The sequence below is a fragment of the Sulfitobacter sp. AS59 genome (assembly GCF_038899995.1).
In the GTDB taxonomy this organism is placed as follows: domain Bacteria; phylum Pseudomonadota; class Alphaproteobacteria; order Rhodobacterales; family Rhodobacteraceae; genus Sulfitobacter.
In genome coordinates, this window is sequence record NZ_JBBMQK010000001.1 from 468,873 (window position 1) to 488,542 (window position 19,670).

General features: G+C 57.1%; 20 protein-coding genes. 9 read left to right on the plus strand and 11 right to left on the minus strand.

Going from position 1 to position 19,670, the window contains the following annotated elements:
* Nucleotides 1–22 precede the first annotated feature (22 nt).
* The 4 genes from WNY39_RS02365 to WNY39_RS02380 all read right to left on the minus strand — a co-directional run bounded on the left by WNY39_RS02365 (nt 23) and on the right by WNY39_RS02380 (nt 4,819).
* Entirely contained in the window at nt 23–2,749 is a 2,727-nt protein-coding gene (locus WNY39_RS02365; protein ID WP_342843736.1) for a sensor histidine kinase, read from the minus strand.
* On the minus strand, nt 2,749–3,021 hold the full coding sequence (locus WNY39_RS02370) for a hypothetical protein (RefSeq protein WP_341234627.1): 273 nt from the start codon (nt 3,019–3,021) through the stop codon (nt 2,749–2,751). The genes WNY39_RS02365 and WNY39_RS02370 overlap by 1 nt, the downstream gene beginning before the upstream one ends.
* A complete protein-coding gene (locus tag WNY39_RS02375; RefSeq protein WP_341234628.1) occupies nt 3,018–3,401 on the minus strand; it encodes a response regulator in 384 nt (127 codons plus the stop codon). The genes WNY39_RS02370 and WNY39_RS02375 overlap by 4 nt, the downstream gene beginning before the upstream one ends.
* A gap of 119 nt (nt 3,402–3,520) precedes the next feature.
* A complete protein-coding gene (locus WNY39_RS02380; protein WP_342843739.1) occupies nt 3,521–4,819 on the minus strand; it encodes a short-chain fatty acyl-CoA regulator family protein in 1,299 nt (432 codons plus the stop codon).
* 230 nt (nt 4,820–5,049) lie between these two features.
* Between WNY39_RS02380 and WNY39_RS02385 the strand changes: the two genes are divergently transcribed.
* From WNY39_RS02385 to WNY39_RS02405, 5 genes are all read left to right on the plus strand, one after another.
* A complete protein-coding gene (locus WNY39_RS02385) occupies nt 5,050–6,414 on the plus strand; it encodes a substrate-binding protein (protein WP_341234630.1) in 1,365 nt (454 codons plus the stop codon).
* Nucleotides 6,415–6,541: 127 nt separating this feature from the next.
* Entirely contained in the window at nt 6,542–7,573 is a 1,032-nt protein-coding gene (locus tag WNY39_RS02390; RefSeq protein ID WP_342843742.1) for a branched-chain amino acid ABC transporter permease, read from the plus strand.
* Nucleotides 7,574–7,576: 3 nt separating this feature from the next.
* The gene (locus tag WNY39_RS02395) at nt 7,577–8,779 is read left to right on the plus strand and encodes a branched-chain amino acid ABC transporter permease (RefSeq protein WP_342843744.1); all 1,203 of its coding nucleotides are present in this window, start codon (nt 7,577–7,579) and stop codon (nt 8,777–8,779) included.
* A 12-nt stretch (nt 8,780–8,791) separates the two neighbouring features.
* A complete protein-coding gene (locus WNY39_RS02400; RefSeq protein WP_342843746.1) occupies nt 8,792–9,556 on the plus strand; it encodes an ABC transporter ATP-binding protein in 765 nt (254 codons plus the stop codon).
* A 43-nt stretch (nt 9,557–9,599) separates the two neighbouring features.
* A complete protein-coding gene (locus tag WNY39_RS02405) occupies nt 9,600–10,355 on the plus strand; it encodes an ABC transporter ATP-binding protein (RefSeq protein WP_342843748.1) in 756 nt (251 codons plus the stop codon).
* A gap of 80 nt (nt 10,356–10,435) precedes the next feature.
* Here the strand turns inward: WNY39_RS02405 and WNY39_RS02410 are convergent, their stop codons facing one another.
* On the minus strand, nt 10,436–11,929 hold the full coding sequence (locus tag WNY39_RS02410) for an AMP-binding protein (protein ID WP_342843750.1): 1,494 nt from the start codon (nt 11,927–11,929) through the stop codon (nt 10,436–10,438).
* 149 nt (nt 11,930–12,078) lie between these two features.
* Between WNY39_RS02410 and accB the strand changes: the two genes are divergently transcribed.
* From accB to aat, 3 genes are read left to right on the plus strand one after another with little or no spacing between them, the layout of a single operon-like run.
* On the plus strand, nt 12,079–12,579 hold the full coding sequence (accB, locus tag WNY39_RS02415; protein WP_342843752.1) for an acetyl-CoA carboxylase biotin carboxyl carrier protein: 501 nt from the start codon (nt 12,079–12,081) through the stop codon (nt 12,577–12,579).
* An 11-nt stretch (nt 12,580–12,590) separates the two neighbouring features.
* A complete protein-coding gene (gene accC, locus WNY39_RS02420) occupies nt 12,591–13,943 on the plus strand; it encodes an acetyl-CoA carboxylase biotin carboxylase subunit (RefSeq protein ID WP_342843754.1) in 1,353 nt (450 codons plus the stop codon).
* Complete coding sequence (gene aat, locus WNY39_RS02425) at nt 13,936–14,571, plus strand: leucyl/phenylalanyl-tRNA--protein transferase (RefSeq protein ID WP_342843756.1); 636 nt, start codon at nt 13,936–13,938, stop codon at nt 14,569–14,571. Before accC ends, aat begins: the two co-directional genes overlap by 8 nt.
* On the opposite strand, the gene WNY39_RS02430 is transcribed toward aat, so the two are convergent.
* The 3 genes from WNY39_RS02430 to WNY39_RS02440 are packed head-to-tail and all read right to left on the minus strand — an operon-like array spanning nt 14,535 to nt 15,724.
* Nucleotides 14,535–14,888 (minus strand): DUF2155 domain-containing protein, encoded by a 354-nt coding sequence (locus tag WNY39_RS02430; RefSeq protein WP_342843758.1) that lies wholly within the window; start codon nt 14,886–14,888, stop codon nt 14,535–14,537. The genes aat and WNY39_RS02430 overlap by 37 nt on opposite strands.
* Entirely contained in the window at nt 14,888–15,337 is a 450-nt protein-coding gene (gene mlaD / locus WNY39_RS02435; protein WP_342843760.1) for an outer membrane lipid asymmetry maintenance protein MlaD, read from the minus strand. Before mlaD ends, WNY39_RS02430 begins: the two co-directional genes overlap by 1 nt.
* A 3-nt stretch (nt 15,338–15,340) precedes the next feature.
* Nucleotides 15,341–15,724, minus strand: coding sequence for an NADH:ubiquinone oxidoreductase subunit NDUFA12 (locus WNY39_RS02440; protein ID WP_342843762.1), 384 nt, complete (start codon nt 15,722–15,724; stop codon nt 15,341–15,343).
* A 427-nt stretch (nt 15,725–16,151) separates the two neighbouring features.
* On the opposite strand from WNY39_RS02440, the gene WNY39_RS02445 reads away from it, so the two are divergent.
* Nucleotides 16,152–16,799 carry a DUF4760 domain-containing protein gene (locus WNY39_RS02445; protein ID WP_342843764.1) on the plus strand — a complete coding sequence of 216 codons (648 nt, stop codon included), beginning with the start codon at nt 16,152–16,154 and terminating at the stop codon, nt 16,797–16,799.
* On the opposite strand, the gene WNY39_RS02450 is transcribed toward WNY39_RS02445, so the two are convergent.
* The 3 genes from WNY39_RS02450 to WNY39_RS02460 form a co-directional block, all read right to left on the minus strand.
* Complete coding sequence (locus tag WNY39_RS02450; protein ID WP_342843765.1) at nt 16,796–17,158, minus strand: RidA family protein; 363 nt, start codon at nt 17,156–17,158, stop codon at nt 16,796–16,798. The genes WNY39_RS02445 and WNY39_RS02450 overlap by 4 nt on opposite strands.
* Nucleotides 17,159–17,311: 153 nt before the next feature.
* Nucleotides 17,312–18,577, minus strand: a complete 1,266-nt coding sequence (gene clpX / locus WNY39_RS02455; protein ID WP_341234643.1) for an ATP-dependent Clp protease ATP-binding subunit ClpX — start codon at nt 18,575–18,577, stop codon at nt 17,312–17,314.
* Nucleotides 18,578–18,709: 132 nt separating this feature from the next.
* Nucleotides 18,710–19,357 (minus strand): ATP-dependent Clp protease proteolytic subunit, encoded by a 648-nt coding sequence (locus tag WNY39_RS02460; RefSeq protein WP_342843768.1) that lies wholly within the window; start codon nt 19,355–19,357, stop codon nt 18,710–18,712.
* Nucleotides 19,358–19,670: the final 313 nt, after the last annotated feature.

The following is a 19,670-nucleotide window of genomic DNA, read 5'->3' on the forward strand; positions in this document are numbered from 1 at the left end:
CGGTTAATCGTAAAGATGACCTTTATGCAGACGCGGCAACTTCATTATTATCAGGGGCATCGTTGTGCGATCCAATGGGCAACGTCACGCGAAAACCAGTGCCGGGACCATCAGCGAGATAGACTATATCCCCTTGCAAACGCGTGATAATTTCGCGGCAAATAGCAAGGCCAAGCCCGGCCCCTTCACCACCCTGCCCCGGCACACGGCTGAATTTCTCAAATATCAACGCGCGCGAGGCCGGATCAATGCCGGCACCATTATCGACAAAATCTATCGCGACATACCCCTCAAGGCGCGTGACGCTGATCCGCAGTTCGGGCATCTCCGCGACACAATATTTTTGCGCGTTGGTAATGAGGTTAATAAACACCTGCGCCAACCGGTCGAGGTCGGTCTCAAGCATCACATCTTCGCTGTCTGCGTCACGGATGATCTCTATCGCGCCAGAATTCGCCGCGTTGCCCGTGGTTACCGCAAGGTCCAGCACGTCGCGCAACGACCCGCGTTGCCGGTTCAACGTGACCGCGCCATTCTCGAGCACCGACAGCCCCAACAGATCGTCCAGCAGCCGCGTCAGCCTGATGGTTTCGGAATGGATAATCGACGCATAGCGGGTCTTTTCCTCCGCGCTTAATGCCTGCGCATCGCGAAGGATTTCGGAAAACGACCGGATCGACGTCATGGGCGTGCGCAATTCGTGGCTGATCTGGCTGAGAAAGCTGTCTTTTTGGTGCGAAAGCTGGGTCAGCTTGTCATTGGCGCTGCGCAGTTTTTCTGCCGTATCAGACAGTTCGCGCGACTTGATCTCGAGCTGGCTGGAATATTCCAGCATTTGCGCAGATTCGTCGGCCACCGCCAGCAGATCACGCACGGACACGGACGCGCCGCCCACCAGCTGGGCCACCATTGCATGGGCAGTCGCAGCCCCCACCGATGCTGCAAGCTCCCGCTCCAACGCCTGGACAAAGCGCGGTGTCGGTTCTGGCAATCCTTCGGCTTTTTCCTGCAATCGGGCCTGCGCGCGAAAGAACGCCTGCGCCTCGCTCGGACCAAGGATTCGCTGCGCCATGATCATCAGGTCTTCAGTCCCGGCCTCGGATGCCGTCCAGCCGCGCGCGGGGCTTGAGTGGTCAAAAATGTTGACGAATTGCGCGCCCTGAAGGCGTTCCATCGGGGTGGGGAAGCTGACCAGCGACCCTAGGATAAAGGCCAGCGTGTTCAACGACAGGCTCCAGATCACGGCATGCACGGTGGGGTCCAACCCTCTTAGCCCGAACAGCGCCTCTGGCCGCAGCCACGACAGGCCCAGCAACCCTTGCTCAAAAGTTTGGGCGGACAGGACAGCGCCCGGGCCAAAGCTGGGCAAAAGCATGGTAAATATCCACACGGCAAAGCCGATGCACAGCCCGAACACCGCCCCTGTGCGCGTCGCCCCGCGCCAGAACACACCGCCCAGCAGAACCGGCAGGAACTGCGCGACCCCGCCAAAGGAAATCGTGCCAATCGCGGCCAACGCACCGCTGCCGCCCGAGGCGCGGTAATATGAATATCCAAGGGCGATAATGAACAGAATCGACAGCCGCCGCGACAGGATCACCACATGGCGCACATCACCCGATTGCTGCACGGTCCCCTGCCCGAACGCCAACCAGATCGGCATAACGATATGGTTGCTGACCATAGTTGACAGGGCGAGCGTCGCCACGATCACCATCGAGGTGGCCGATGAAAACCCGCCCAAGAATGCCAGCATCGCCAGATTGTTCTGCCCCTGACTAAGCGGCAAGCTTAGCACGAACAGATCGGGGTTCGACCCCTCTGGCAACAGGTCAAGGCCCACAACAGCGATGGGCACGACGAACAGGCTCATCATCATCAGGTACAGCGGAAATGCCCAACTGGCGATTTGCAGATGACGCTCATCATCGTTTTCGACCACCAGCACCTGAAACATCCGCGGCAGGCAAATCAACGCCGCCGCGGCCAGCAAGGTTAGCGTCGCCCAACGGCCGCCGTCCACCTGCCATACGCCAATGTCCGACCGGTCGATCTGGGCCATCGCCTCGGTCAGGCCGCCCGCTAGGCCCCAGACCACAAAGATGCCGACCGCAATCAGGGCCAACAGCTTTACAATCGCCTCGACCGCGATGGCGATGACCACGCCGTGGTGGCGTTCATTGACGTTCAGGTTTCGTGTGCCGAACAATACCGTAAACAGCGCCAGCCCCACGGCCACCCAAAACGCCGCCTGCGCCGTGTTGATCGGATCAGTCGCGCCGCCAGCCAGATTTGAAGGGGCGGCAAAAATCGACAAGGACAGCGTAACCGATTGCAATTGAAGCGCAATATAGGGGGTCACGCCAATAACAGCCATGACCGTCACCAAAATGGCCAGCAGGTTGGATTTCCCATAACGCGAGGAAATCAGATCGGCGACCGATGTCACGCGGTGCGAGCGCCCGATGCGCACCAAGCGGCGCAGCAACCACCACCAGCCGATCAGAACCAGACTGGGGCCAAGATAGATCGTCACATATTCCAGCCCCGATCGTGCGGCATATCCAACCGCGCCATAGAACGTCCAACCGGTGCAATAAATCGACAGGGACAGCGTATAAACCAGCGGCGAACGCAGCAGCCAATCGCCCCGCCCCTTGATCGCCGCCCGCTCCGCCGCAAAGGCGACGGCAAACAGGCCCACCACATACAACAGGCACACCGCAATCAGTTGGTTCAGCGACACCATCAGCTTTGGTTTTCTTGCGCGATCTTGCGCGCGGTGCGACGCCACAGAAACAGGGCCAACAAGATCATGCCCAGCCAGACGCCAAAGATATAGCGCAGCGCGTGTGACGTCGTAATCACCGGGTCAGCGGCCCCATCAGGTACCGGCCATAACAGCGGCACCATCCAGAATGCGAGGGCAAGCACCGGCAGCAATCGCACCGCGTCCATCAGCCGACGAAACCGATAGCTGCGCCGGGCCAGAAACAGGGGCGATCCGGGCCGGTTGCTCATGACGCGGTTGGGGTTGTCGCTGTCAAAGAATGTACCGCCTCAAGCATTTCGGCATTCGAAAACGGCTTTGTCATAAAGCGGCTAACGCCTGCGTCTTTGGCCATCTCGCGGTCGCGGGCCTGCCCACGTGCGGTCAGCATCAGGATCGGCAGGTCAACAAAAGCCGGATCGGCCCGCAATTCTTTGAGGATTTCGAACCCGCTTTTCCCGGGCAACATCACATCAAGCATCACCAGATCAGGGCAGACATTGCGGATCACATCCACGGCGGATGACCCGTTGGCCAATGTCTCGACGCGCCAGCCTTCGCGGCCCAGCAGAAAGCGGATTGCCTCTGCGATATTTGTCTCATCCTCGACGAGCACGACGTGCTTTGTCATCGGTAATTTCCCTCCCGTGGTGGTGCCCGTCGCCTTTGAAAAGCAATCTTTGCCACCGGATCAGAGGATGCACCTTATTGATGGCACTGTCAAAACCAGTTTGATGCCAAACTGCCGCATCACATGCCGTCATTCAGAATTGATGGTTCACGGCGTGCGGGGCAATTGTTGCGCGGGCAGACGCGGCAGGTCGCCCCCACCTCAAGCCGTGGTCCGGTTGCCAGCCCTTGTGCGGGCAAAATCAACATCACCGATTGCACCAAAGGCTGCGCATTATAGCTGTGTACCGATTGAACCTCGCAGGCGGCGATACAGTCGAATTCGGCATTGCCGCGGCCCAACTGCTCTACCCTTTCCTTGACCACCACGCCGGGGTTTCCTAGCACCGAAAACAGCGGCCACAACGGGCAACCCGCGCCGAAACGCGGCACCATGAAACCTTCGATGGATTTGCGGAAAATCACGGTACCAGACCTGTCACACACCAACAGGCCAGCCCCAAGCTCAGGCATCGCCGCCATCCGCCGCAGCACGCGCCCGACCGGTTGATGCAAATGCTGGGCCAAGGCCATGGGATCACGGCCGACGGTTCGGATCACTTCCCTGATCCGCTCAATCGGCAGGGCACTTGCATCCGCCGCCACCTGCTGCAGCACGGTGCGGGCAATATGTCGCGCGGCGATGCTTTTCAGCTCGGGTGCGGCGTTGGCAAGGTTCTGAATGGCGTTCTCGTCCTGACCGGCCTGTTCAAGAACCGCAAACTGGAACCGGTGCGCAGCCAGAAACGCCTCGACTTCTTCTTGGGGGGAACTTGCGGCGGGCGTGGTTTCGGGGTCAGCCTCAAGATATCCGACCAAAGATTGCGCACTGTCCGCCAGCCGTCTGCTGTCTTGGTCGATATTAATGTGAAAACGATCCCGCCATTCGGGTTCCAGCGTCTTGGTATCCGCCAAAATAGATGCCGTAGACCGGATGGCCGCTGCCGTGGTCAGCAGTTCGTGCATGGATGCCGCCAAGTGCGGATCATGGGCCAATCGGTCGGTCAGTGCCTCGATCGTGCGTTCCAATGTTGCGATGCGGCGTTGCGCATTGGCCAGGACATCAGCCCAGCCGGGGAACCGCCCGGCGAACTCATCCGCACGCCCCACCTCTGGCCCGCTCAGCCCTGTATCATCCGCCGCCTCGCGCAGTGCTGCAATCAACGCGGCTTCAGCCCCTTCGGTCAACGTAGTAGGCTCAACCCCAAGCGCAGAGGCGATGTTCAGAAGCAATTTTCCGCCGATTCTACGGCGATTATGCTCGATTAAATTAAGGTAACTCGCCGAGATACCAACAATAGCGGCAAGGTCAGCTTGCTTCTGCCCCGCCATGATACGCCGCTCTCGGATGCGACTGCCCGTCAAACCCTCACGAGACACGATTATGCGCTCCTATTTTACCGCACGATTCCAACGACTTTCTGCGATGCAACATCATAAACTTTACAAACCCACTAGTTACTTTGCGAATATATTTACAGAATAATTGTTTTTATCAAGGGGCTTATTGATCGGTTTTCAATATTCCCCTCATATCGTCTTTGCACCTTTGTGCATCGTGTACATGAAAAAATATTCATGGCGCGGTTTCAACAATTGGGAGGAATTAAATGTCATTTTCTAATTTGACACGTCGTGGTCTGATCAAGACCAGTGCCGCAGCCGGCGCTGGCCTTGCACTGCCGACGTATCTTAGCGCGGCATCACATGCCGGATATACCAACGCCCCAGAGGGCGACACGGTCACGCTTGGCTTTAACGTACCGCAATCTGGCCCCTACGCTGACGAAGGTGCCGACGAACTGCGCGCATTCGAGCTGGCAGTCGAGCACCTGAACGGTGGCGGCGACGGCGGCATGATGCAAACCTTCAGCTCCAAGGCGCTGAACGGCACGGGCATCCTGGGCAAGAAGGTCCAGTATGTAACCGGCGATACACAGACAAAATCTGACGCGGCGCGCGCTTCTGCCAAGTCGATGATCGAAAAAGACGGCGCTGTCATGATCTCCGGTGGTTCGTCCTCCGGTGTGGCTGTGGCCGTACAAGCGCTGTGCCAAGAGGCCGGTGTTATCTTTATGGCGGGTCTGACCCACGCCAACGACACGACGGGTAAAGACAAGCGGGCCAACGGCTTCCGCCACTTCTTTAACTCCTACATGTCCGGTGCCGCCCTCGCGCCGATCCTTGCCAATGAATACGGCAAAGACCGCAAGGCCTATCACCTGACCGCTGACTACAACTGGGGTTACACCACAGAAGAAGCTGTTCGTTCCTCGACCGAAGCCTTGGGTTGGGAAACTGTGAACGCGGTTAAAACACCACTGACACAAACCGACTTCTCGGCGTATATCGCGCCTGTTCTGCAATCCGGTGCCGACGTTCTGGTTCTGAACCACTACGGCGGGAACATGGTGAACTCGCTGACCAACGCGGTTCAGTTCGGCCTGCGCGACAAGATGGTCAACGGCAAGAAGTTCGAAATCGTTGTGCCGCTCTACTCCGAGCTGATGGCCCGCGGTGCGGGTGCCAACATCAAAGGCATTCTTGGCTCGCAAAACTGGGACTGGAAGCTCGAAGACCAATTGGGTTCGCGCTACTCTGGTACAAACGCCTTTGTTCAGTCCTTTGGCACCAAATACGGCTTCCCACCATCGCAGGCCGCGCACACATGCTATGTGCAGACCATGCTTTATGCTGACGCGGTTACACGCGCCGGTTCGTTCAACCCATGTGCGGTTGTCGAAGCGCTGGAAGGCTTTGAATTCGACGGTATGGGCAACGGTCCAACATTGTACCGCGCGGATGACCACCAGTGCTTTAAGGACGTTGTCGTTGTGAAGGGTAAAGAAAACCCAGAAAACGAATACGATCTGGTGGAAATCGTCGAAGTTACACCAGCCGATCAAGTGACATATGCACCTGATCACGAACAGTTCGCAGGCGGTAGCCTGGGTTCATGTAACGCTGGCGCATAATCGCACCATAAATTTGCGGGGCGGGCCACGCCGCCTGCCCCGCAGCACCACTTAATACAACAGTACCAACCGACAGCGACCTCGCCCGATTTCGGGCGCGCAATACGTGTGACAGATGGGATAGACCATGGACGCAATTCTTCTTCAAATATTGAACGGTCTAGACAAGGGGTCCGCCTATGCGCTGATTGCCTTGGGGCTGACCCTGATTTTCGGCACCTTGGGCGTGGTCAACTTTGCCCACGGTGCGTTGTTCATGATCGGGTCATTCTGTGCAGTGACCTTTAGCAAATTTCTAACCCTCAGCCACACCATCATTGATGACACCCGCAAGGATTTTCTGGGCAATCCGATGAAGGTCGACGTGCCCTATATCCATGAAATCGTTGGGCAAACGGCAGGTGATACGATCATCGACTGGGCCGTGCCGCTGTCGATCCTCTTTGCGATCCCGGTGATGATTGCCATTGGTTTCATCATGGAACGCGGGCTGATCAAGCATTTCTACAAGCGCCCCCATGCGGACCAAATTCTGGTGACATTCGGCCTTGCGATCGTGTTGCAAGAGGTCATCAAGTTCTTCTACGGTGCCAACCCGATCCCGACCCCTGCCCCCGCAGTGTTCGCCGGATCGTTTGATTTTGGCGCGATGCTTGGCTTTGATCCCAACACCATCATCTATCCCTACTGGCGCTTGGTCTACTTTGGCTTTGCCGCTGTGATCATCAGCGCTGTGTTTGCGTTCTTGCAATTCACCACCTTCGGGATGGTTGTGCGCGCTGGTATGGCAGACCGCGAAACTGTTGGCCTGCTGGGCATCAACATCGATAAACGGTTCACCATCATGTTCGGTATCGCTGCGGCCGTGGCCGGTTTGGCAGGTGTGATGTACGCGCCGATCAATTCGCCCAATTATCATATGGGTATGGATTTTCTGGTGCTTAGCTTTGTTGTGGTTGTTGTCGGCGGCATGGGCTCTCTGCCCGGTGCTGTGCTGGCGGGCTTCTTGCTGGGTATCTTGGAAAGCTTTGCCTCGATGTCAGCCGTGCTAGAGCTGATCCCCGGCATCAACCAGATCATCATCTACCTTGTTGCAATCATCATTTTGCTTACGCGTCCCCGTGGTCTGATGGGCCGCAAAGGCGTGATGGAGGAATAAACCATGTTTGGACTATCAAAAAGAGACGCGGGCCTCCTCTTTGTTGTGGCATTGCTTTGCCTCTTTGCCCCCTTCATCCTGAACCCCTTCCCCGAAGGTTCTGCCATGGCGCAGTTCAACGGGGGTTATCCTGACCTGATGCAACGTCTGGTGATCTTTGGGATCTTTGCCATCGGCTTTAACATTCTGTTCGGCCTGACTGGCTATCTCAGCTTTGGTCACGCGGCCTTTCTGGGTGTGGGATCTTATGCCGCCATCTGGATGATGAAGCTGCTGACGATGAATGTGATCCCTGCGATCATGGTCTCGGTCTTGGTGGCGGGCTTGTTCTCGTTGCTGGTGGGGTGGATTTCGCTGCGCCGCTCGGGCATCTATTTCTCGATCCTGACCTTGGCCTTTGCACAAATGTCTTATGCGCTGGCATATTCGGTTCTGACGCCGATCACGGGTGGCGAAACCGGATTGCAACCAAAATACACCGATCCGCGCATTCTGGACGGGGCATTGCCCGCTGGCCAATCGCCGCGCGCCAATCTGTTCGGTCTGGACATGAAGGCCAGCACACAGCTGCAACTGGGCGACTGGGTCTTTACCTTTAACGCGGGCTATTACATCGCCGCTGCCATCATGCTGGTCGCCTTTTACCTGTCGATCCGCATCTTCCGGTCGCCGCTTGGCATGATGCTGCGGGCCGTGAAATCGAACCAGCAGCGGATGAACTATACCGGTCTCAACTCCAAACCCTATACGCTGGCGGCCTTTGTGATCTCGGGCATGTATGCCGGTCTTGCGGGTGGCTTGTTGGTGGCGATGGACACCCAAGTAGGCGCGGAACGCATGTTCTGGACAGCCTCGGGCGAGGTCGTGTTGATGACGATCCTTGGCGGTGCAGGTACGCTTATCGGGCCGATCCTGGGCGCTGGTTTCATCAAGTACATGGAAAACATCGTCTCCAAGATCAACGACAACGTTCTGCATGGCTGGTTTTCCTTCATGCCCGACGGCATCGAAAACTTTATGGTCACGATCATCCACCCCTTTGTGGGCAAAGGTTGGCACCTGACATTGGGCCTGCTGTTCATGCTGGTCGTGATCTTCCTGCCCGGCGGGCTGGTCGAAGGCGGTCAACGCATCGGCAACTTGTTTAGACGCAAGAAAGCCGACCCTAAATCGCCTGACGGCACCACAACAACACCTGCAGAATAAGGAGCGGACGCGATGAATATTCTTGAAATCAAAAACGTCAACAAGCGCTTTGGCGGTCTGCAAGCCCTCGGGAATGTGAACCTGAATGTCGCTGAAAATTCGGTTCATGCCATCATCGGGCCGAACGGTGCGGGCAAATCCACCCTGCTGAACGTTCTGGTGGGAAAACTGATCCCCGATACCGGGTCGGTCATGTTTGACGGGCAATCGGTGCTGGGGCGCAAACCCTATGAAATCAACCAGATGGGCATTTCACGCGTGTTTCAGACGCCCGAAATTTTCGGCGATCTGAGCGTGCAGGAAAACATGCTGATCCCCTGCTTTGCCAAACGCGACGGGGCCTTTGCGATGAACGGCTATAACGCCATCGGCAGCCACCGCGACGTGTTGGACAAGGCCGAGGAAATGCTGGTCGAGATGAAACTGGCGGATAAACGTCACATGCATGCGGCGTCCATGTCGCGCGGTGACAAACGTCGGCTTGAGATCGCGATGTGTCTGGCCCAAGATCCCCGGCTTTTGCTGCTGGATGAACCGACAGCAGGCATGGCGCGCGCCGACACCAACAACACCATTGATCTGCTCAAACAGATCAAAGAGGAGCGCGACATCACCATCGCGATCATCGAACATGACATGCATGTGGTGTTCTCACTGGCCGAACGGATCACGGTGCTGGCCCAAGGTACACCTTTGGTCGAAGACACCCCCGATAACATCAAAGGCCACCCCAAGGTCCGCGAAGCGTATTTGGGCGAAACCCAAGTCGCCGCATGATGCAGGGCGGGGTCTGCCCCGCACCTCTCGTAAGGATAATGCTATGAACACGACCCCCGATTTTTCCAAAAACGCCAACCACGCGGCGACCGCCCCTGCCTATCTATCGGTGTGGGATATCCACGCCTATTACGGCGAAAGCTATATCGTGCAAGGCGTCAGCTTTAACGTGCACGAGGGCGAAATCCTCGCCCTGCTGGGCCGTAACGGTGCAGGAAAAACCTCTACCCTGCGGACACTTGCACAGATCGGCGATCCGGAACTGCGCAAGGGCGAAGTGTGGCTAGACCACCAACCCTTGCACAAGATGGCCAGCCACGAGGCATCGGCCTGTGGCATGGCTTTGGTGCCAGAAGACCGCCGTATCATTGCCGGTTTGACGGTCGAGGAAAACCTGCAACTTGCCCAAATCGCCCCGCCTATCGGCTGGTCGCTGGAGCGCATTTACGAATTGTTTCCCCGCCTGAAAGAGCGCCGCAAACAAGAAGGTGTGACGCTGTCGGGCGGCGAACAGCAAATGCTGGCCATCGCCCGTGCCTTGGCCCGCGACATCAAGGTGTTGCTGCTGGATGAACCTTACGAGGGTCTGGCCCCGGTGATCGTGGACGAGATTGAAAAGACGCTGACGTTGATCAAATCCCAAGGCATCACGACCATTCTGGTGGAACAAAACGCCGTGCGTGCGCTGAAGCTGGCGGATCGTGCGGTGATCATGGACACGGGCAGCGTCGTATTTGACGGCACCGCCGAAGAGGTTCTGAACAACGCCGAACTGCGCGCGGAATACCTCGCCATCTAAAACCAACAGCAGCGGGGGGCGCGGAATTTTTCAAAAATTCCGGTCCGGAAAATTTGAAATTTTCCGCCCCCGCTGCGGCTTTACGGCTTTAACAGCGCCCGCAGTTCCGTCTTGAGGACCTTACCGTAGTTATTCTTCGGCAAGCTCTCGACCCTGATATAGGTCTTGGGCCGTTTGAACCGCGCAATCCGGTTTAGGCACAGCGCATCCAGTTCCGCCTCCGGCACCTGCCCGACGATGAACGCCACCACTTCCTCTCCCCACTCCGCATGGGCGCGCCCGATGACTGACGCTTCGATTATGCCCGCATGTTCCAACAAGACTTCCTCGACCTCGCGGGGATACACGTTTGATCCGCCGGTGATAATCACATCCTTGCTGCGGTCTTGCAGGGTGACAAACCCTTCGTCATCCATCATCCCCACGTCCCCCGTCATCAGCCAGCCGTCCTTCAACGTCGCCTCGGTCGCGCCCCGATTGTTCCAATAGCCCGGCATCACGGTCTGCCCACGCACCATAATCTCGCCCGCCACACCATCCGCAACGGGCCTGCCGTCAGCATCGCCAATCCGTACCTCAACCGCTGCCTGCGCGCGCCCGACCGACCCCAATCTCCCCCGCCAATTGGGATGTTCACGATCCGCGACACAGACACGGTGCAATGCCGTGATCCCCATCGGGCATTCGCCCTGTCCGTATATCTGCGCGAACACCGGGCCAAAGTGATCGACCGCGTCGATGATATCGGTGGTGTACATCGGGCCGCCCGCGTAGACGATCGTGCGCAGCCCATCGCCGCTGCGCCCCACTGCCCGCGCGCCATCGGTCAGCCGTTTCACCATCGTGGGGGCCGCGAACATATGCACCCGGCCAAAATGTTCTGCCAGATCCAGAATTTCGGGCACATCAAACCCGCCAGATGCGGGGCAAACATGGCGCGCACCCGCCTGCACATGCATCAGATTATACAGCCCCGCACCGTGGCTTAGCGGCGCGGCATAAAGCGCTGTATCCTCGCCCGACACCTGATCCACATCGACCCCGTAACAAAGCGCCATTGAAAGCCCCATGCCATGGGTGATGATCACGGCCTTGGGCTTGCCCGTGGTGCCCGATGTATAGAACAGCCACGCCAGATCATCAGCCCCACGGTCAGCCACCGCATCCACCGGCACCGCGGCCAGAATCGCGCGATACGCGTCGGAGGGGGCGACCAGCACGCGGTGATCTTGGCGCAGCCCGTGGGCCAGATCGGGGCTGGCGAAAACCAGCTTTGCACCGGAATCGTCCAGGATAAAATCAGCCTCGCGACCGTGCAGCTTGGCATTGATCGGCACCACAGCAGCGCCCGCATACCAAATGCCGTAGAACAGGATCAGGTATTCGGGCGTGTTCTTCATAAAGATCGCCACGCGGTCGCCGGGTTTTATCCCTTTGGCCTGCAACCACCCCGCCACAGCCCGTGCGCCCGCGTCAAATTCGGCATAGTTTGCAACCTGCGTTTCGCCCAAAAACAAGGCGGGCCGTTCCCCACCCGCCTGCGCGCTGCGCGCCAGCCAATGTGCTAGATTCATGGTGAATGCCCCTTTGTTTAACGCAGTTTGGCAAGGCGCTGCCCTATCGGCAACTGGTTGCTTTCCATAACCGCGCCCATGTCCTATAAGACAGCAGCTTTGGGGCTGAGGCATTCGCGCCCCGCGTTATATACTGGCTGAGGAACAAAATGACAAAAAACACCCATGACGCAGATGTGGCATTTATCCGTGCGCTTGCCGAATTGTTGAATGAAAACGACCTGACCGAGCTTCAGGTCAAGCGTGATTATGCCGAAGACGACAGCCTGAATGTGCGGGTCAGCCGCAAGCCCCCTCAGCAGATCGTCGCACCACAGCAGATGCAGGCCGCACCCGCGCCAATGGCGTCTCCGGCCCCTGCGAACATGGCGGCCCCTGCCCCATCCCCAGCAGAAAATGCCGATCCGGCGTCTGACCCCGGCGCGGTTGTATCGCCCATGGTTGGCACGATCTATATGCAGGCCGAACCCGGCGCACCCGCCTTTATCAGCGTTGGTACCACCGTCGCCGAGGGTGACACATTGCTGATCGTTGAAGCCATGAAAACGATGAACCACATCCCCGCCCCGCGTGCAGGCACGGTCAAGCGTATCTTGGTCGAAGATGGCGCAGCCGTCGAATTCGGCGCACCTTTGGTGATCCTGGAATAAGGCGTAAACCAATGTTCAAGAAAATCCTTATCGCCAACCGGGGCGAGATCGCGTTACGCGTGATCCGCGCCGCACGCGAAATGGGCATCGAATCTGTCGCGGTACATTCCACCGCGGACAGCGATGCAATGCATGTGCGCATGGCCGACGAATCTGTCTGCATCGGCCCGCCGTCATCCCAGCAATCCTATCTGTCGATCCCGTCGATCATCGCAGCTTGCGAGATTACAGGCGCCGAAGCGATCCACCCCGGATACGGCTTTCTGTCTGAAAACGCGGGCTTTGTGCAGATCATCGAAGACCACGGTCTGACCTTTATTGGCCCCACAGCTGCGCATATCCGCATCATGGGTGACAAGATCACCGCCAAAGACACGATGAAGGAACTGGGCGTGCCCTGTGTTCCCGGTTCGGACGGCGGGGTTGCAACGCTGGAAGACGCCAAGCGTATCGGCGAAGAAGTTGGCTATCCCGTGATCATCAAAGCCACGGCTGGCGGCGGCGGCAAGGGCATGAAAGTCGCGCAAACCGCGGCTGACATGGAACGCGCCTTTATGACGGCCCGTGCCGAGGGTAAATCGAACTTTGGCAATGACGAAGTCTACATCGAGAAATATCTGACCACGCCGCGCCACATTGAAATTCAGGTGTTTGGTGATGGCAAAGGCCGCGCTGTGCATTTGGGCGAACGCGATTGTTCGCTGCAACGGCGTCACCAAAAGGTATTCGAGGAAGCCCCCGGCCCGTCGATCACGGAATCCGAGCGTGCGCGCATCGGTAAAGTCTGTGCCGACGCGATGGCCAACATCAACTACATCGGTGCTGGCACAATCGAATTCCTGTACGAGAACGGCGAATTCTATTTCATCGAGATGAACACACGCTTGCAGGTCGAACATCCGGTGACAGAAGGCATCTTTGACGTTGATCTGGTGCGCGAACAAATCCGCGTGGCGTCGGGCATGGACATGTCCTTCACCCAAGAAAACCTCAAGATTAACGGTCACGCGATTGAAGTACGGATTAACGCGGAAAAGCTGCCTAACTTCTCGCCCTGCCCCGGTAAAATCACGCAGTACCATGCGCCCGGTGGCCTTGGCGTGCGGATGGACAGCGCGCTTTATGATGGCTATTCGATCCCGCCCTATTACGACAGCTTGATCGGCAAGCTGATCGTGCATGGCCGTGATCGCCCCGAAGCCTTGGCGCGGTTGAAACGTGCCTTGGGCGAGCTGATCGTGGACGGTGTCGATACGACGATCCCGCTGTTTCACGCGCTGTTGGAAGAAAAAGATGTGCTGACAGGGGATTACAACATCCACTGGTTGGAACATTGGCTCGAAACCAACTTGGGCGATGCCTGACCTAACGCCCGAGCTTTTATTGCAAGGCTATGCCATGGGGATTTTCCCCATGGCCGAACACCGCGACGATCCGGATATTTTCTGGGTCGATCCGCGTTTGCGGGGCGTCTTTCCCATCGACGGGTTCCACATCTCGCGCAGTCTGGCGCGGGCCATGCGTCGCACCCCCTTTACCGTGTCGATCAACACCGCGTTTTCTGACGTGGTGACAGGCTGTGCCGACCGCGAAGACACGTGGATCAACGCCGAAATCTTTGCGCTCTACCAAGCGCTTCATGACCGTGGTGCCGCCCATTCGATCGAGGTATGGGACGGCGATGATCTGGTCGGGGGTGTTTACGGTGTCACGCTGGGGGCTGCATTTTTCGGGGAAAGCATGTTTTCGCGCCGCGATAACGCGTCAAAAATCGCCTTGGCCTGCCTGATTGACCGGCTCAAACGGGGCGGGTTCACGTTGTTTGATACGCAATTCCTCACACCGCATCTGGCATCGCTGGGCGCGGTCGAGATTACCCGGGACGCCTATCACAAACGTCTAGAAGAGGCATTGGAGCTGACAGCTGATTTCGAGGGGCCTGCCCCGTCGACACCTCAGGAGGTTGTGCAGCGGATGACCCAGATGTCATAGCGCGGATGCTCGAGCGCCGACAAAGCCGGGGAAGAGGCGATCATCCAGCCGGAAAACAAGCGGTTTTCATTTCCGAATTCAACGATCTCAAGCTCGGCAAAGGCATCACCTGCGGGGTTACCGGCAGGGAAACGGCAATCGTTCATCTGAATGGCCAAGCTGCCGGCGCGCACAATCTGGCCGCGCTTGATCTCGAAATCTTTGGCTTCGCCAGATATCTTATCCAAGGCACGCAGCACCGCGCCATCGGCGCTGGTCACCTGTTGCGCCTGTACGGGGGCCGCAAGTAACGCCAGCAAGATCAACATCTTACGCATCAGTCATTTCCTTGGCCTGAAACGAATTTCATCAAAAGCGATATCAGGCTGATCGCCCCTTGAGTGTCGCTGATCACATCCCCGTCGGATAAGTAAAACGGTGACCCGCCCGGCACGATTTCCATGTAATTACCGCCCAATAGCCCCTCGGAGGACACCACAAGCGCGCTGTCGTCCGGGATTTCGATGCCATGGGCCACCGATACAACCGTGTCCGCACGGTAGGTTTCGGCGTTCAGCGTCAGGTCTGTGACCTTGCCGATATTGACCCCGGCCAGCCGCAGGTCAGTGCCCACATCAATACCTTCGATACTACGAAAGCTGGCTTTTAGGGCGTAGCTGTCTGACGACCGCCCGATGCCAGCCGCCTGCCCCGCATAAATGATAAAGCCCAATGCAGCGGCCAAAACGACACCGCCCACCATGATTTCTGGCAGGTCATCACGCATGGGTTATTCCGGGCTCCAAGCCTCGTAATCGCCACGGTCTGCCGGGTGTTCGCGGCGAATGGACCCCGCAGGTGCATAGGCGAGCGCCGTGCCTGTCAGGTTTTCCTGATGCGGCTTTTCCCAGTGTTTGTGCGTCAAAGGGCGGTCTTGTGGCGTTTCATCCCAGGTGTGGTGCAGCCAGCCGTGCCAATCGGGGTTCACCCGCGAGGCTTCAATCTCTCCGTTAAAGATCACCCAGCGTTTGCTGTCGTCAACGTTGCGATAGTAGATATTGCCCTCGGCATCTTCGCCCACCTTGGTGCCCTTGCGCCAAGTAAACAGCTGCGTGTTCAGGGTCTGGCCGTTCCACCATGTGACGGCGCGCAAGAAAGAAGATAGAATGCCCATTTAGGTCTCCTGAAGCTTTGGTTTGTCTATGCCCGATTGGTGGGGCAACGTCTAGTCATCGCTGGCGGCGCGGCCCCTGAATTTAACCGCCTAACCCTGCTTTGACCCTGATTTTGCTGCGAAAAGCCGCCCCAAGCGCAGATGTATCAATTTTTTGCAATTTTGAGTCCCTTACCCTATATTAAGGTCTACAGGCATAAAAGGATCTGTATCCGCCGGAAGAACTGGCTTGCGGTCCTTTTGTATGATACGAGAAACGCATACCAATTGAGGGGTAGAGCAATGACAACTGACGGTTTCGGCAACGGCCTTCCCCGTGATGGCTTTGGCAACGGATAAGGCTAAGCTGCTTTAGACGATGATTGCGCGCGCATTCCTCTTTATATTTGGCGCGTTACTAGTCCTTTGTACCCTTTGCATATTCCTGTTGATCCTGCTGCCCTTGGCATCGGCCAGCTTATCCAGCGTTTATGCATTATTTCCTAACAAGCCCAGTCCGCAATACACGGCATTCCTGACCGCGACCGGCACCATCGTCGCCGCGATTTCGGTGGTTGCCGCGATCCTGACCTTTTGGTTCAGCACCCGCGCCGCACGCCATGCGCAGCGCAAGCAGCATACGATCACGGTCTTGCTGGAAACGCGGCTAAGTTCTGAATTCCAAGGCACTATCGAAAAACGGCGCGCCTATTTCCCTGAATATACCGATGTGGCCTTTGATGACTGGAACGCCGCGCGCAATGCCATGCCGCCCCCCGGCGCGTCCTTAGATGTTATTGCGGAACATAAGGTTAGACGGGACAGCGCCCTCGCCCTGACGACGCTGCTCAATTATTACGAATTCCTTGCGGTTGGCATCACCGAGGGGGATCTGGACGAGGACATGCTGAAAAAGACGCTCAGGTCCATCATGTGCAATCTGGTGGATGATTCCAGACATCTGATTGCCGGCATGCAACAGATTAACCCCAACACATACGAGCATCTGACGGCCCTTTATGGTCAATGGCGCAAGCATAATGCCCGCGACATTAACGGCAGCCCGAACGAGCGCCCCATCCCGCGCCAGCGTTAGGCAGTGGGGACCAGTGCTGTGACTTCAATCTCGATGCGGTATTTATCGTCGATCAATCCGCATTCAATCATCGTCGCAGCAGGTGGGTTTTCGCCAAAGGCTGCTGACAAGATCGGCCAGCAGGGTTCAAATTCGGCCCGGTCCGGCAGATAATAGTTTACGCGCACCACGTCGGCCATCATGCAGCCGGCTTTTTCCAACGCGTTCTCAATCGTGGTTAACGCGGCACGGCATTGATCGGTGACGGTGTCACCCTGCCCCACGGTGCCCGCCACATGGGCGAAACCGCCTGCAACGACCGCACGGCAATAACCGATCTTGGCCTCGAACTCTCCGCCGGAAAATATACGCTGTATCATGGTTTGTCCTTTGTGAAACATCTGCGGCACAGTCAGACCCAATACCCGATCTGCCGTCAAGATGTGAAAATATCAAATCACCTAAAGCCCTGCCATTAAACGAAAAAAGCGCGCCCATCAGGGCGCGCTTTGATCAATGAATATGGAAAAAGCTTAGCCTGCGGTTGCGGGCTCTTTCTCGGCTTCGGCGTGGATCATCAGCGGCGCTGCGTCCGACATCACGGCCTCTTCGTTCACCACAACCTCGGTCACGGTATCCATGCCAGGCAGATCGAACATGGTATCCAGCAAGATGTCCTCAAGAATGGACCGCAGGCCACGGGCACCGGTTTTACGTTCAATCGCACGTTTCGCGATGGCAGACAGCGCATCCTCTGTAAAGGTCAGCTGCGTGTCTTCAATCTCGAACAGGCGTTGGTATTGCTTGACCAGCGCGTTTTTGGGCTGGGTCAAAATGGTCACAAGCGCGTCTTCGTCCAAGTCTTCCAGCGTCGCCAAAACAGGCAGACGGCCGACGAATTCAGGGATCAAACCGAACTTCAGCAGGTCTTCAGGCTCCAGATCTGTGAAAATCTCACCGATGCCGCGGGCATCTTTGTCGCGGACATCCGCACCAAAGCCCATGGCAGACCCTTTGCCGCGTGCGGCAATGATCCGGTCAAGACCCGCAAAGGCCCCGCCACAGATGAACAGGATGTTGGTCGTATCCACTTGCAGGAATTCCTGCTGCGGGTGCTTGCGGCCCCCTTGTGGTGGAACAGATGCAACCGTGCCTTCCATCAGCTTCAGCAACGCTTGCTGAACGCCCTCGCCCGACACATCGCGTGTGATCGACGGGTTTTCGGACTTGCGCGTGATTTTATCAACTTCGTCGATATAAACGATGCCGCGCTGCGCACGTTCAACGTTGTATTCGGACGATTGCAGCAGCTTTAGGATAATGTTTTCAACGTCTTCGCCGACATAACCCGCTTCGGTCAATGTGGTGGCGTCAGCCATGGTAAACGGCACATCCAGAATGCGCGCCAGCGTTTGCGCCAGCAGCGTTTTACCGCAACCGGTTGGGCCGATCAGCAGGATGTTGGATTTCGCCAGTTCGATATCACCGCCCTTTTGGGCATGGTTCAAACGTTTGTAGTGGTTGTGCACAGCAACGGACAAAACGCGTTTGGCCATTGCCTGACCGATCACATAATCGTCCAGCACATCACAAATATCTTTTGGTGTGGGCACGCCATCGGTGGCTTTCAGGCCGGATGCCTTGGTCTCTTCGCGGATGATATCCATGCACAGCTCGACGCATTCATCACAGATGAACACAGTCGGCCCCGCAATCAGCTTGCGCACCTCGTGCTGGCTTTTACCACAAAAGCTGCAGTAGAGAGTGTTTTTGCTATCGCCGCTGGTCGTATTCGCCATTTCAACCCTTTCAGGTCTGTCTTGTGATCTTGCCCACCTTGCGGCAGTGCAGTTTTGTTTTTTGCTCCGGAACAGCTTAGGCTAGCGGTGCGCGGTCCACAATCGCAAAATCATGAACCACGCACGCCTTATTTACTTGCCTTTTTTATCGGCGTCCGGGTCGTCCATTTTACCGCGGTTTTCCACGATTTCGTCGATCAGACCCCAGTCTTTTGCTTCTGCCGGGGACATAAAGTTATCACGCTCCAGCGCCGCTTCGACTTTCTCAAGCGACTGGCCGGTGTGTTTTACATAGATCTCGTTCAGGCGCGTTTTCAGCTTTTGCGTTTCTTGCGCGTGGATCATGATATCGGTCGCCTGACCTTGATACCCGCCAGAGGGCTGGTGCACCATCACACGGCTGTTGGGCAGCGAGAAACGCATGCCGGGTTCACCCGCTTGCAACAGCAGCGACCCCATCGATGCGGCCTGACCGATGACCAGCGTCGATACCTTGGGTTTGATGTATTGCATGGTGTCGTAGATCGACAAACCCGATGTCACAACGCCGCCGGGGCTGTTGATATACATCGAAATTTCTTTCGACGGGTTCTCGGCCTCGAGGTGCAGCAACTGCGCGACGATCAGTGACGACATGCCATCATGCACAGGACCGGAGAGGAAAATAATCCGCTCTTTCAGCAGACGCGAGAAAATGTCGTAAGCGCGTTCGCCCCGGCTGGTTTGTTCAACCACCATGGGGACAAGCGTGTTCATATAGGTATCGTGTGGATCGTTCATAAGCCTGCCTGATTGTGCCGTCCGCAGGACCATACCCGCGAAACCCTTACTCACAGATTAGTCTCGCCATACTTGGGGTTCAAGGGGTGCTGGCCCATCCATTGGGTGACTGGGGGCCGTTGTCCGCAGGTTTCAGTCCAAGGCGCTGCCCGTTGCGCGCTAATATACCGCCGCTCGGGACACGAAATGCGCCATGTTGCCAAACAGAAAAATATCGAAAAATTTATCAATGTCGCGGCCCCTGCCGGCCACGTGTCACAAAACCTTCATTCCATTTGCACAGCATTGTGACATATTAAAACGATGTTTCGCG

What these genes read in the sequence shown, in the direction of transcription:
- WNY39_RS02365 (WP_342843736.1), bottom strand. Translation starts at nt 2,749, where the DNA reads ATGGTGTCGCTGAACCAACTGATTGCGGTGTGCCTGTTGTATGTGGTG.
- WNY39_RS02370 (WP_341234627.1), bottom strand. Translation starts at nt 3,021, where the DNA reads ATGAGCAACCGGCCCGGATCGCCCCTGTTTCTGGCCCGGCGCAGCTAT.
- WNY39_RS02375 (WP_341234628.1), bottom strand. Translation starts at nt 3,401, where the DNA reads ATGACAAAGCACGTCGTGCTCGTCGAGGATGAGACAAATATCGCAGAG.
- WNY39_RS02385 (WP_341234630.1), top strand. Translation starts at nt 5,050, where the DNA reads ATGTCATTTTCTAATTTGACACGTCGTGGTCTGATCAAGACCAGTGCC.
- WNY39_RS02390 (WP_342843742.1), top strand. Translation starts at nt 6,542, where the DNA reads ATGGACGCAATTCTTCTTCAAATATTGAACGGTCTAGACAAGGGGTCC.
- WNY39_RS02395 (WP_342843744.1), top strand. Translation starts at nt 7,577, where the DNA reads ATGTTTGGACTATCAAAAAGAGACGCGGGCCTCCTCTTTGTTGTGGCA.
- WNY39_RS02400 (WP_342843746.1), top strand. Translation starts at nt 8,792, where the DNA reads ATGAATATTCTTGAAATCAAAAACGTCAACAAGCGCTTTGGCGGTCTG.
- WNY39_RS02405 (WP_342843748.1), top strand. Translation starts at nt 9,600, where the DNA reads ATGAACACGACCCCCGATTTTTCCAAAAACGCCAACCACGCGGCGACC.
- WNY39_RS02410 (WP_342843750.1), bottom strand. Translation starts at nt 11,929, where the DNA reads ATGAATCTAGCACATTGGCTGGCGCGCAGCGCGCAGGCGGGTGGGGAA.
- accB (WP_342843752.1), top strand. Translation starts at nt 12,079, where the DNA reads ATGACAAAAAACACCCATGACGCAGATGTGGCATTTATCCGTGCGCTT.
- accC (WP_342843754.1), top strand. Translation starts at nt 12,591, where the DNA reads ATGTTCAAGAAAATCCTTATCGCCAACCGGGGCGAGATCGCGTTACGC.
- aat (WP_342843756.1), top strand. Translation starts at nt 13,936, where the DNA reads ATGCCTGACCTAACGCCCGAGCTTTTATTGCAAGGCTATGCCATGGGG.
- WNY39_RS02430 (WP_342843758.1), bottom strand. Translation starts at nt 14,888, where the DNA reads ATGCGTAAGATGTTGATCTTGCTGGCGTTACTTGCGGCCCCCGTACAG.
- mlaD (WP_342843760.1), bottom strand. Translation starts at nt 15,337, where the DNA reads ATGCGTGATGACCTGCCAGAAATCATGGTGGGCGGTGTCGTTTTGGCC.
- WNY39_RS02440 (WP_342843762.1), bottom strand. Translation starts at nt 15,724, where the DNA reads ATGGGCATTCTATCTTCTTTCTTGCGCGCCGTCACATGGTGGAACGGC.
- WNY39_RS02450 (WP_342843765.1), bottom strand. Translation starts at nt 17,158, where the DNA reads ATGATACAGCGTATATTTTCCGGCGGAGAGTTCGAGGCCAAGATCGGT.
- clpX (WP_341234643.1), bottom strand. Translation starts at nt 18,577, where the DNA reads ATGGCGAATACGACCAGCGGCGATAGCAAAAACACTCTCTACTGCAGC.
- WNY39_RS02460 (WP_342843768.1), bottom strand. Translation starts at nt 19,357, where the DNA reads ATGAACGATCCACACGATACCTATATGAACACGCTTGTCCCCATGGTG.